General features: G+C 59.5%; 9 protein-coding genes. 1 reads left to right on the top strand and 8 read right to left on the bottom strand.

Annotation, left to right across the window (positions count from 1 at the left end; genetic code table 11):
• From ACIPY9_RS07285 to ACIPY9_RS07300, 4 genes are all read right to left on the bottom strand, one after another.
• On the bottom strand, positions 1-1,263 hold the full coding sequence (locus ACIPY9_RS07285; protein ID WP_400698703.1) for an amidohydrolase family protein: 1,263 nt from the start codon (positions 1,261-1,263) through the stop codon (positions 1-3).
• Positions 1,260-2,582 carry an MFS transporter gene (locus tag ACIPY9_RS07290; protein ID WP_400698705.1) on the bottom strand — a complete coding sequence of 441 codons (1,323 nt, stop codon included), beginning with the start codon at positions 2,580-2,582 and terminating at the stop codon, positions 1,260-1,262. Before ACIPY9_RS07290 ends, ACIPY9_RS07285 begins: the two co-directional genes overlap by 4 nt.
• A 170-nt stretch (positions 2,583-2,752) precedes the next feature.
• On the bottom strand, positions 2,753-3,649 hold the full coding sequence (locus ACIPY9_RS07295; RefSeq protein ID WP_400698707.1) for a LysR substrate-binding domain-containing protein: 897 nt from the start codon (positions 3,647-3,649) through the stop codon (positions 2,753-2,755).
• A gap of 12 nt (positions 3,650-3,661) precedes the next feature.
• A complete protein-coding gene (locus ACIPY9_RS07300; RefSeq protein WP_400698709.1) occupies positions 3,662-4,567 on the bottom strand; it encodes a LysR substrate-binding domain-containing protein in 906 nt (301 codons plus the stop codon).
• 155 nt (positions 4,568-4,722) lie between these two features.
• Between ACIPY9_RS07300 and ACIPY9_RS07305 the strand changes: the two genes are divergently transcribed.
• Complete coding sequence (locus ACIPY9_RS07305) at positions 4,723-7,773, top strand: FAD-binding and (Fe-S)-binding domain-containing protein (protein ID WP_400698712.1); 3,051 nt, start codon at positions 4,723-4,725, stop codon at positions 7,771-7,773.
• 18 nt (positions 7,774-7,791) lie between these two features.
• Here ACIPY9_RS07305 and yghX read toward each other — a convergent pair whose 3' ends face one another.
• The 4 genes from yghX to ACIPY9_RS07325 all read right to left on the bottom strand — a co-directional run bounded on the left by yghX (position 7,792) and on the right by ACIPY9_RS07325 (position 12,532).
• A complete protein-coding gene (yghX, locus tag ACIPY9_RS07310) occupies positions 7,792-8,679 on the bottom strand; it encodes a YghX family hydrolase (protein ID WP_400698714.1) in 888 nt (295 codons plus the stop codon).
• A gap of 116 nt (positions 8,680-8,795) precedes the next feature.
• Positions 8,796-10,844: a TonB-dependent receptor gene (locus tag ACIPY9_RS07315; RefSeq protein WP_400699088.1), complete on the bottom strand. Its 2,049-nt coding sequence runs from the start codon at positions 10,842-10,844 to the stop codon at positions 8,796-8,798.
• A gap of 139 nt (positions 10,845-10,983) precedes the next feature.
• On the bottom strand, positions 10,984-11,373 hold the full coding sequence (locus tag ACIPY9_RS07320; protein ID WP_400698717.1) for a DUF2946 domain-containing protein: 390 nt from the start codon (positions 11,371-11,373) through the stop codon (positions 10,984-10,986).
• A gap of 121 nt (positions 11,374-11,494) precedes the next feature.
• Entirely contained in the window at positions 11,495-12,532 is a 1,038-nt protein-coding gene (locus tag ACIPY9_RS07325) for an ABC transporter substrate-binding protein (protein ID WP_400698720.1), read from the bottom strand.
• Between the last annotated feature and the right edge of the window lie 11 nt (positions 12,533-12,543).

The raw sequence follows: 12,543 nt of genomic DNA on the forward strand, positions 1-12,543 counted from the left end.
TCATTGTTCCAGCCTGTTCTTCCGGATATGACCATTCTGGAGAATCATTGCCAGACGCTCACCCTGACCCACCAGACAATCAATGTCGGTCAGAGGATCGCCGTCCACAACCAACAGGTCCGCGAATGCACCTGGAGCGATACAACCCAGCTCGCCCTCGCGCTGAAGAATCTGCGCCGCCACACTGGTTGCACTGCGAAGGGCTGCGAGGTTCCCCAACAGCTCTGCACGGATTTTCAGTTCATGGCTCTGGTATTCATGCATTTCACCCAGCAGGTCCGAGCCATAGCCCATGGGGACGCCTGCCTCGGCAAACAGTAACAAGGCATTGCGGCCGGCCTGACGTACGTCCTCGATCTTGGCGACCGAGTCGGCTGGCAGCCCGAAGCGTTCCCCATATTGGGCGAGCATTTCATAGGTGACTTGGGTCGGTACGGCAAAGGCTCCTTTTTCGGCCATCAGGCGCGCGGTGTCGGCATCCACCAGGTTGCCATGCTCAATGGTTCGCACGCCGCATTCGATGGCTCGGCGGATGGCGCGCGCGGTATAGGCGTGAGCCATGACATAAGTGTTGGCGGCTTCTGCTTCATCCACGATGGCGCGGATTTCGGCTTCGCTGTATTGGGTGTTGGCAATCGGATCAGTGGGTGAAGAGACGCCACCGGAAGCCATGATCTTGATCTGGTTCGCGCCTTGTTGCAGTTCCTCGCGAACCGCCAGGCGCACATTGTCGACCCCATCCACCACGCGAGCGATGGCTCCGGCCCGGAAGCAGCAGGAGCAGGGCTCGTTCAGCAGCAATTCGCCACGGGCACGCATGTCACCGTGCCCACCGGTCTGCGAAAGGGCCTTGCCCGACGCAAAGATCTTCGGCCCTGGAATCAGTCCCAGTTGAATGGAACGGGCCAGCGCCCAGTCGGCACCTCCGGCATCGCGTACCGTGGTAAAACCACGCTGCAACATCGCCGCCAGAATCGGCAGGGCGCGATACATGATGATGGCGTTTGGCTGAAGGGCATTGAAGCCAAGGTTGGCATTAGAGGCCAGAACGTGAACATGGCAGTCGATCAGGCCGGGCATCAGGGTCTTGCCACCCAGATCGATAATGCGAGCCCCGGATTCTGCCGGCTCACCTGAAGGGCGTACGGCCACGATACGCTCACCTTCGATCACAACTTCCTGGCCCGGAATCAATCGGCCCGATTGCAAGTCGAGCAAATGCCCATTGCGCAGGATCAGGCGGGAAGAGTCATGGGTATTCATTGATAGGCTCCGGTCAAGGGACTGTGGGAAACGGCCTTGCGGTCGCGATAGAGCATGGCGCCAAAACCGCTGATGAGTGCAGCGAACATGATGTAGAACGCCGGGGCCACGTTGCTGCCGGTAGACGCAATCAGCCAGGTGATCGTGAACGTGGCGAAACCGCCGAAAAGAGTCACGGCGAAGTTGTAGGCCACCGACAGGCCGGTAGAGAGCACATGAGTGGGCAACAACTCACCGAAGGCTGCGAGGATCGAACCGATATACCCGGAAATCAGCAGGCCCAGCACCAGCTCAAAGACCAGTAACGAAAACAGCCCCGGCATCTGGTTGATGAACAGAAACATGGGGTAGGCAGTGAAGAAAATGGCCATGGCCGAACCAAGCAACCAGGGGCGGCGACCATGGCGATCCGCCAGAGCACCGACGATTGGCGTTACCACGATCAGAACGGCACCGCCCATCATGCCGGCGCAGAACCCCATCCAGGACGGCAGGCCCAGCACCCTCTGGGCATAGGACGGAATGTAGAAGAGCACCGCGTATGTGCAGACCGTCCACAGTACAACCAGCGAGAAGCTGATCAACGTCTGGCGCGGATAGTTGCGTACGACTTCACGCAAGGGCGCGTCGACAGGTTTGCTTGCGCTGTAGGCCGGCGTTTCATCGACGCGGCTGCGAATATAAAAGCCAACCGGCCCGATCAGCGTGCCAATGAGAAACGGCACTCGCCATCCCCAGCTTTCCAGCTGAGCCTGGGTCAGGTACGAGGACAGCACGGCGCCCAGAGCGGAGCCGAACAGCACCGCAACGCCGATGCTGGCTTGAATCCAGCTGGAATAGAATGCCTTTTTACCTTCTGGTGCATGCTCGGTGAGAAACGCCGTGGCACTGCCCATCTCGCCACCGGCCGAAAAGCCTTGCAGCAGTCGGGCCAGCACGATCAATACAGGGGCCAGGAGGCCGATCTGTGCGTAACTGGGCGTGATGGCGATGATCAGCGTGCCAAGGGCCATGAGCAGAATGGTCAGGGACAGGGCGGCCTTGCGCCCGCGCTTGTCACCATAGATGCCGAGCACGATACCGCCGACAGGCCTCATGAAAAAACCGACACCGAACGTCGCCAGAGCGAGAAGGTAAGACGTGAGTTCATTGCCCGTAGGGAAGAAGACCTTGGCGATGATGACGGAAAAGAAGCTGTAGACCGTGAAGTCGAACCACTCCAGACCATTGCCGATAACGGTGGCAATGACAGCTCGACGCGCCTGTGTCGGATGGGGGGATGACGATGCGTGTTCAGTGCTCACTGTTGACTCCTGCATGCAAGACATGCAGGGAACAACCCTGCATTCATAGGGGGGCAGAGTTGAAAAACTGAAACATGATTCGGGTCTGATGCCCGGTTGTGTTGGAGGTTAGGCTGGCGCGAGTATTTGAGAAAGCGATCATTACGCAGGTTTGCATGCGTAATACGCATGCAAGAGATGCGGTATTACTGTGCAATCTCGTTGATCAGCCACTTCTCGAAGGCACGGGCGGTGCGTCTGGGGATCTTTGCGCCGGGAGTGAGAAGGTGATACCCCCCGATGGCGCCAATATCTGCATTGCAGGCCGGGACCAGCGCTCCCGAATCTACGTGACGATCGATCATGGGGTGCCACCCGAGAACAATGCCATGACCGGCAATGGCCAGGTCCACGAGGACCGGGTAAAGGTTCACGGTCATGCGCTGACGGATCAGGGACGCATCAACGCCCTGACGGCCGAACCAGTCGCTCCATGACAACCATTGGCGTTGCCCGTCCTCAAGCATCAACAGGCAGTGATCGAGCAATTGGGCAGGCTCAAGCAATTGGCCGCCCAGATAGTCTGGCGAGCAATAGGCATTGACCGACTCGGCAAACAGCAGGCGTCCATCCAGTCCCGGCGGCGGCTGATCACGCAGAAAGTACAGCGCAAGGTCGAATTCGGCCCTGATCAGAGAGTCCAGTCCATCGACCACCCGCAAGCGGATATCCACCGCCGGGAACTCATCCTTGTAGCGCCCGAGCAGTGGACCGAGCCACAAGGCGGCCACGCCGCTCGAGCAGGCCAGCGTCAGTTGCTGCTCACCGCTATGGGTAATGACCTGAGCGGTGGCCTCGGCGCACTGGGTCAGTATCCGATGGACTTCTTCGGCATAGATCTGGCCCGCTACGGTCAGATGAATGCGTTTGTGCTCACGCCGGAACAGAGCCCGCCCCAGAAAGTCTTCAAGCTGCGCGACTTGTCGACTGATTGCACTTTGGGTCAGATGCAGTTCGGTTGCGGCCCGGGTGAAGCTGCCGTGACGGACCGTCGCCTCGAAAGCGATCAGGTTCTGCAAGGGCGGAAGCGGTTCAATGCGCACAGGAACTCCGTATTACAAACCGTCGGGAAACGGGATCGACAGCAGCCAGTCCCGGAACACGCAGAGCGATGGCAGGTTCTGAAAGCGGGTCGCATACACAAGGTAATAATTGCGGCCGCTGTCCATGGGCTCGAACAGCGTGACCAGTTCACCGCTGTTGAGCTCGTCCTGCACCAGGATGCGTGGTACCAGCGCCACGCCGATACCGGCGGCGACGGCCTGGATCAGGTGCGCGGTCAGCTCGAAGCTCGGGCCGGGTCGCATGATATGGTGGTCGAGCTGGTTCCTGTCGAACCAGTCCGACCAGGCATTGGGACGCGACACCACACCCAGCAGCGAATGCTGCGCAACCTCGGCGGGCGTCATCGACGCATGACCGGGCAGCGCCGAAGGGCTGGCGACCAGCACCAGTTTCTCGGCAATCAGCGGATGGGCAACGTAACCCGGCCAATGGCCTGTGCCTGCACAGATGACCGCGTTCATTTCACTGGCAACCGCCGTCAGGTCCGCATGAACGATACGTGAATGGATATGCACCACATGGCCCGGATGCCGGGCATAAAAGTCATGCATGCGGGGCAGCAGCCATTTGGAGCCAAAGGTCGGTAGAACCGCCAGATGCAGCGTGCCACCTTCGGACTTGTGGGCGATGGTCTGCAAGGTGGCGCTGCGGATACGGCCGAGTGCCGCGGCCAGTTCATGCTGGTACAGCGCACCGGCGGTGGTCAGCTCGATACGGCGCCCATCGCGCTTGAACAGCTCGACCTCCAGTTGTGCCTCAAGGGCCTGCACCTGACGGCTGACCGCGCTCTGGGTCAGGGCCAGCTCATCGGCGGCCTTGGTAAAACTGCCATGGCGCGCAGCCGCCTCGAATGCGATGAGCAATGACATTGAGGGCGTAAGGCGTCTGGGGTTCATTCATAAAACTCATGAAAAGGCGGCAGGTTTTACATTTGCTCTCAAGGCCTTCAAGCATGAAAATCAACATCAACCGTTGATGACGCCTGCTTCAGAGCATTTCCGAAGCATACGTGTTTTGCATATAAAAAGCCTAATCCGTCAGGAAAACCGCCATGATTGCCCTCTTGAATCCGACCTCCGAACAGGTCGATCACTATGATCGTTTTCTGAATGCACTGGTGCAGGAGGGGTTCAGGGGCGAAATAGCCAGGGATCATGGTTCGCGTACCGTTCTGGCCACCGACAACTCGATTTATCAGCGCATGCCGCAGGCGGCCGTCTTTCCGCTCGACAGTGCGGATGTCGAGGTTCTGGCCCGGCTGGCCGGGCGCTCCGAACACCAGCAGGTTGTCCTCACACCGCGCGGCGGCGGTACGGGTACCAACGGGCAGTCCCTGACCGATGGCGTGATTGTCGACCTTTCGCGACACATGAACCGGATTCTGGAAATCAATGTCGAAGAGCGCTGGGTCCGTGTGCAGACCGGTGTGGTCAAGGACCAGCTCAATGCGGCGCTCAAGCCCCACGGGCTGTTCTTTGCTCCCGAGCTGTCCACCTCCAACCGTGCCACGATCGGCGGCATGATCAACACCGATGCCAGCGGGCAGGGCAGTTGCACTTACGGCAAGACCCGCGATCACGTACTCGATCTTACCACTGTGCTGCTGGGTGGTTCTCAGGTACATACCCATGCCATGGAGGCCGAGCGGCTGGAACAGGAGCAGGGCCGGACCGACAGAGGCGGGGAAGCCTATCGCTGTGCCCGCGAGATTGCCGACACCCAGGCACAACTGATCAAGGATATCTTTCCGCCCCTCAATCGCTGCCTGACCGGTTACGACCTGGCTCACCTGCGCGAAGAAGATGGCCGCTTCAACCTCAACAGCGTGCTGTGCGGTTCGGAAGGCTCCCTGGGTTTCATCGTCGAAGCCCGGCTCAACGTGCTTCCGATTCCCAGACACTCGATTCTGGTCAACGTCCGCTACGCGGGTTTCATGGACGCCCTGCGCGATGCCAAGGCCCTCATGGCACTCAAGCCGCTGTCCATCGAGACGGTGGACTCCAAGGTCCTGATGCTCGCCATGCAGGACATCGTCTGGCACGGCGTGGCCGAATACTTTCCCCAGGACCCGGACACCCCGACCCTGGGCATCAACCTGATCGAGTTCAGTGGCGACGAGCTGAGCGAAGTGGAGCAGCGTGTCCATGCGTTCGTCGAGCATTTGCAGAGCGACACGTCGGTGGTGCGACTGGGTCATACGCTGGCCATCGGCAGCGCGGCCGTCAATCGGGTCTACGCCATGCGCAAGCGCTCGGTAGGGCTGCTGGGCAACGTCAAGGGCGAGGCCCGGCCGCAACCCTTTGTCGAAGACACCGCCGTACCTCCGGAAAACCTCGCCGATTACATTCAGGAATTCCGTGCCCTGCTGGACAGCCACAACCTGCAATACGGGATGTTCGGTCATGTGGACGCCGGCGTGTTGCACGTCAGGCCGATCCTGGACATGAAAGACCCGGAGCAGGCCGCGCTGGTACGACCGATTTCCGATGCGGTCGCGGCCCTGACCAAACGCTACGGTGGCTTGCTGTGGGGCGAACACGGTAAAGGCCTGCGCTCGCAATATGTACCGGAGTATTTCGGTGAGCTGTACCCGGCCCTGCAGGCACTCAAGGCCGCTTTCGATCCGTTCAACCAGCTTAACCCCGGCAAGATCGCGACCCCGTCGACTGTACCGGCGGCCACGCTGACCTTGGTGGATGGTGTGACACTGAGGGGCGATCTGGACCGCCGCATCGACGAGCGTGTCTGGCAGAGCTATGAAAGTGCCGTTCACTGCAACGGCAACGGTGCCTGCTACAACTACGACGCCAATGACGCCATGTGCCCGTCCTGGAAGGCGACCCGCAATCGAATTCACTCGCCCAAGGGCCGGGCTTCGCTGATCCGTGAGTGGCTGCGCCTGCAAGGTGAGCAGGATGTGAACGTGCTGACCGCCAGTGCCCGTGCGCGCTCGGCCAGTGTCATCAAGAGCCTGATCGGCAAGACGACCAACACCCTGGCGAAACTGGGCGGGCAGAAAGACTTTTCCCACGAGGTCTATGACGCCATGGCCGGTTGCCTGGCTTGCAAGTCCTGTGCAGGGCAGTGCCCGGTGAAGGTCAATGTGCCGGAGTTCCGTTCACGCTTCCTGGAGCTGTACCACAGCCGCTACCTGCGTCCGCTCAAGGATTACCTGATCGGCTCGCTGGAGTTCAGCATTCCGTATCTGGCCCGTTTTCCGAAACTCTACAACGCGATGATGGGCGCCAGACCCGTTCGCTATCTGCTTGAGCATGTGGCAGGCATGGTGGACAGCCCCTTGCTGAGCCTGATGGATTTCCGCGCCGCCTGCGCGCGCTGGAATGTCGGCATCGCCACGCCAGAGCGTCTGGCCGCGCTGTCGGAGCAGGAGCGCAAGCGCACGGTGATTCTGGTGCAGGATGCCTTTACCCGATACTTCGAGACACACCTGGCGGCGGACTGGCTGGAGCTGATTTCACGTCAGGGCTATCAGGTCTATCTGGCACCCTTTGCCCCCAACGGCAAGCCGTTGCAGGTTCAGGGCTTCCTGGCCGCCTTTGAAAAGGCCGCGAACTTCAACAGTCAGTCGCTGCGCAAGCTCGAGGCTTTCGGGATTCCGCTGGTGGGCCTGGACCCGGCCATGACCCTGGTTTACCGGCAGGAATACAGCAAGACCCTGGGCAGCGAAAATGCCCCGACCGTTTTGCTGCCTCAGGAGTGGCTGGCGGCGCAACTTGAGACGTCGGAGCCGGTGTCGCCGGATGAAACCTATTATTTCCTGCCGCACTGCACCGAGAAAACCAACGAGCCGGGCAGTGTCGGCCTGTGGCAGAAAGTTTTCGCCAGTAACGGGATGAAGCTGGAAGTGCTGGCCAGCGGTTGCTGCGGCATGTCCGGCACCTACGGTCATGAAACCCGCAATGCCAAACACTCCGACACCATCTACAGCCAGTCGTGGCAGCCGCTGGTGGCTCGTCACAATGGTGAAGGGCGGCTGGTTGCGGATGGGTACTCCTGCCGCAGCCAGGTCAAGCGTCAGGATGGGCAGGTGATACGCCATCCATTGCAGATCATGCTTGAGCGGAGCCGCCTTCGCGGATAAATCCGCTCCCGCACAGCTTCATGCCAGATACTTGCGAAACCACTCCAGGGTCCTGTCCCAGGCCAGTCTGGCAGCGGTTTCGTCGTATCGGGGCGTGGAGTCGTTGTGGAACCCGTGATTGGCACCGGGATAGATGAAGGTTTGATACGTCGTACCCGCCGCTTTCAATGCCGCCTCATACGCGGGCCATCCTTCATTGATACGGGTGTCCAGCTCACCGTAGTGAATCATGACCGGGGCCTTGATCCGTACCACGTCCTCGGCCTTGGGCTGACGACCGTAGAAGGACACCGCTGCGCCCAGGTCGGGATAGGCCACGGCTGCGGCGTTGGCCACGCCACCGCCGTAGCAGAAACCGGTGATACCGACTTTTCCTGTCGAGGCGTCATGCTTCATCAGCCATTCGATGGCGGCGAAGAAGTCGTTCATGAGCTTTTCAGGGTCGACCTTTTGCTGAAGTTCTCGTCCCTTGTCATCGTTGCCGGGATAACCGCCCACCGATGACAGACCATCGGGAGCCAGTGCAATGAACCCGGCCTTGGCTACACGCCGGGCAACGTCTTCAATGTAAGGGTTGAGTCCACGGTTTTCATGGGCAACGACTATCGCGGGCACCTTGCCGGTGGCCTTTGCAGGCCGGACCAGATAACCCCGTACCTGACCATGCCCCTTGGGGGAAGGGTAGTTGACGTATTCGGCAATGATGTCGGGATCAGTAAATGGCACCTGTTCGGCCAGTGCGTAGTCGGGGCTCAGTGACGCAAGAATGGCCGTTGCGGTCAGGCCTCCCAGCGCAAACTTCGCCGCACGATCGAGAAACGCTCGCCTGTCGATCTTGCCGTGAGCGTAATAGTCATAAAGCTCCAGCAACTCGGGAGCAAAATCCTTGGCGGTAAGACGATCCATCTTCAGACCTCCTGTGGAATTCAAAAACAGCTTGTATACGCCATTGCCAACAGTAGGAGCGAATTCATTCGCGATCACGCATTTTTCGCGAATGAATTCGCTCCTGTGCACAAGAATCAGAAGTCCAGCGTCACACCGGCATACAACGCGCGGCCATCACCCGGAGAGTGTAGCGAGGCGACGGCACCGTCCGGGTCATACCAGACGTATTCGTAATAGCGGTTGGTCAGGTTCTTGAGCTGCATGTCGACACTCACCGTCTCGCTCACCTTCCAGGTTGCCCCCAGGTTCATCAGCACATAACCGCCATAAGTGCCCTGGGTGTTTTCCCGCTCCAGGTAGTAGTTGGTCTGCCCGTTCATCCAGGCCGTCAGTTGCAAGGCCGGGGCGGCCTGATAATTCATGCCGGCGTTGTACAGGTGGTGAGGGATATGGTCGATTTCCCGCCCCTTGCTATTGGGCAAGGTCGCACTGGGTTCAAGAATCTTCGAGTATTGCCATGAGTAAGCCATCCAGATTTCCGTGCGTTCGTTCGGATGCAGGTTCATCTGCAGGTCATAACCCCAACGACGGGTTTCGCCGACATTGTCCGACTCGCCGCTGGGGTCATTGAGACGACGACTGACCTCGCCACTGGCTTCCTGTTGCCAGTAGGCGACCCGGCCATCGATCCAGTCGGCCGGGGTGAACTTGATGCCGGTTTCCCAGCCTTCGTTGATCGACGGATCCAGATCGGTATCCCGTGGCGGCACCTTGTAGGCCGCTGCCCCCGTACCCACCTGAAAGGTACGTCCCCAATTGGCGTAGAAGCTGGCCACGTCCCAGGGCGAATACACCACACTGAGTTTGGGCTGCTTGATCAGGCCATAGTCGTTGATGTCGTAGTCCACACCCGTCATTTCATTGGTGAAATCACCCTGGATCTTGTCGACGCGATAGGCCGGTACGATCTTCAACGACTCGAATGGTTTGATCTCGGCCTGGATGTAGGCGCCATAGGTGTCGAAATCGAATTGCTGGTCACGGGTCTGGGCCTGACGGACACGATTGAGGGTGCGATAGCGCTCGCTCTTGTTTTCCTGTTGCTGCATGTCTGCGCCGCCTTCCAGCGCGAAGTCGTACAGCCAGCTGACTTCCGGACGCCAGGTCAGGGAAGTGAGGGCGCCGTACTGGGTTTCATAGGTGTCCCGCTCCTGCTGTGAGGTGGTGCTCCAGTATTGGGTCCAGCGACGGTCGTCAAAGGTGTTGACGTAGGTTTTCGCAGACCAGGCCAGGGTGTCCGCCAGGTCCGTGTCGAAATGCAGGCTGACCTGGTTCATGCGTCGGGTGCCTTTGTCCGAAGCGTTGTAACTGTTGGTCATCGTGGGGTGATGGCGGGCATTCTCTTCGCTCAGGTAACCCGGTTCCTGGGCTTCTGTTTCGTAATGGCGGGCGATCAGGCCGATGCGATAGCTTTCATCGTCGGGGGTATAGAACCATTTGCCGGACATCGAGAATTTGTCGGCTTCGGCGTGGTCCCGATACCCGTCGGACTTCTGATAGGCAAAGAAGTAGTTCTGGGTCCAGTTGCTGCTCTCGAAACCCTTGGACAACTGGGTTTCCTGGGTATTGAAACTGCCGTAGCGAATCCGGGCCTTGGTGTAGTTGCCGCCGCTGCGGGTCAGCATGTTCACGTTGCCCGCGATGTTGTTCAGCCCGTAGCGTGCATCGCTGGTGCCGCGCACCACTTCGATGCTGTCCAGCTCCATGGGGAAGATCATGTCCATGAACGGCATGTTGCCGTCGTTGCTGTTGCTCGGGATGCCGTCGATCAGCAGCTTCACGGCATTGACTTCACCCTCGCCGTTAAAGCCGCGAAAGGAAATCTTGCCGGAGGTGGTGCCCTGATTGAATTCGGTGAGTATCACCCCGGGAGCGCGACTGAACAGTTCCCAGCTGTAGTTGACCGGCATCTTTTCCAGAATGTCGCCCCCCAGGATATCCACCGAACTGAGCACACTGCTGGTGCTCAAGGGACCGCTGCTGGTGCCCTGTACGGTCACCGAGCCAAGGGTCAGTGTCGAGTTTTCGATCTGGTTTTCGGCCAGGGCGGCGGACAAGGGTGTCAGGGCAAAGACCCCACAGGTCAATGCATGGCAGAGAGAACGGGAGACAGGGGCAGACATTGCACGTGGCAATGGAGAGAAAACAGGCATAACGCAAACTTCCTGATGACCAAGAAACGTCCAGGGCATGGAATGGTCCGGACAAGGACTTCCAGTGCCCGACAAGAAAAGCCGCACAGTCGACGGCTGGCAGGGACGATCAGGCGATGGGGGAGGCGCGCGGGGTCAGGCTGGGCCAGCGAGCCCTGGGAAGAAGTGTTGGTTGCTCGGGGTTATCCAGTGCTGTATCGGGCGTATAGCGCGGCAGGAAATGCCGATAGTAGTCAGCGGGCAAGGCCACCAGCCCGGCATGACCACAGCAGCAATCACCATGCTGCATGACGGTTTTCGATGAGCCGGGTTGCAGCGTGTCGATCAGTTTTTTGAAATCGGGCGGCAAGACGGTCGAACCGCTGCCGCTGCAGAAACCGCCCCACAGCAATAGGTGCGCATCGGGTGCCGGCATGGCACTGCTCATCGGCATGGCCAGCATGTTGAGCAACACGGCCAGGCAAGCGATCCAGGAACTGATGCGTTTCAATGAAGCCATGGGTGGGCTCAGGGCGAAAAGGCCATCATTTAGCCGCATTTCTGGAAGGGTTGTAAATGCTTCCATTGACGCAGGCTGAACACGTCGGGGGCCGAAGCCCCGCAACGCTGGTGCCGAATGATCAACTGCCTTGCAGCGGCTTGGCATCCTGAAAGAAGTAGTCTTTCCATGAGGCCGGCTTGTGCTTGATCACACCGACCCGGTGCATGAACTCTGCCAGCGGATAAGTGTTTTTCGGGGTGATGGTGAAATCGAAGTCCGGGTTGTCGATGATTTTCAGCAGGGCGGCCTTGTCGATCTTTGCCTTTGTCACGCGAATATAGGTGTCGGCGGCCGCAGCCTTGTCCTTGCGGATGAAATCTTCAGCTTCGGCCAGGGCTTCGATGAACGCCTTGTAGGTCTTGGGGTTCTCGTTGCGGAATTTTTCCGTGGCGAACAGGACGGTCGGGGAATTCGGGCCCAGCAGGTCGTAAGTGTTGAGCACGACATGCACACCGGGGGCCGCAACTTCCTGTTCCTGGAAGGGCGGGTTGGAAAAGTGCCCGGTCAGTTCGGTGCCTCCCGCGATAAGGCTAGAAGCTGCGTCCGGGTGAGGCAGGTTGACCGTGTATTTATCGAGCCGGGCATATTCGGCGTCTCCCCACAGTCTGGCCGACGCATATTGCAGATAGCGTGACTGCACGGAAACCCCGACGGCCGGAACCGCGATGCGGTCTTTTTCGCTGAAGTCCGCAATGGTCTTGACCTTGGGGTTATTGCTCACCAGGTAATACGGGAAGTTGCCGAGAGAGGCGACCGCCTTGACGTTCTGTTTGCCGTGGGTCCGGTCCCAGATGGTCAACAGCGGCCCGACGCCGGCACCGGCAATATCCACCGAACCCGCCAGCAATGCATCGTTGACGGCCGATCCACCCGATAACCGGGTCCAGTCCACCTTGATGTCCACGCCGTCCTGTTTGCCGTGCTTCTCGATCAGTTGCTGATCGCGAACGACATTCAGCAACAGGTAGACGATCCCGAACTGTTCGGCAATCCGCAGTTGTCCTTCAGCCTGCGCGGCGGTGGGCATGGCCAGCGTGCCGGTCAGCAATGAAGCGGCCAGTCCGAGGGTTGTCGCCAGACGGGAAAACCCGGGCCGTGGGGTCGAATGTTTTTTCATGCTGGGCTCCG

Source organism: Pseudomonas sp. NPDC089734 (assembly GCF_044748865.1).
GTDB lineage: Bacteria > Pseudomonadota > Gammaproteobacteria > Pseudomonadales > Pseudomonadaceae > Aquipseudomonas.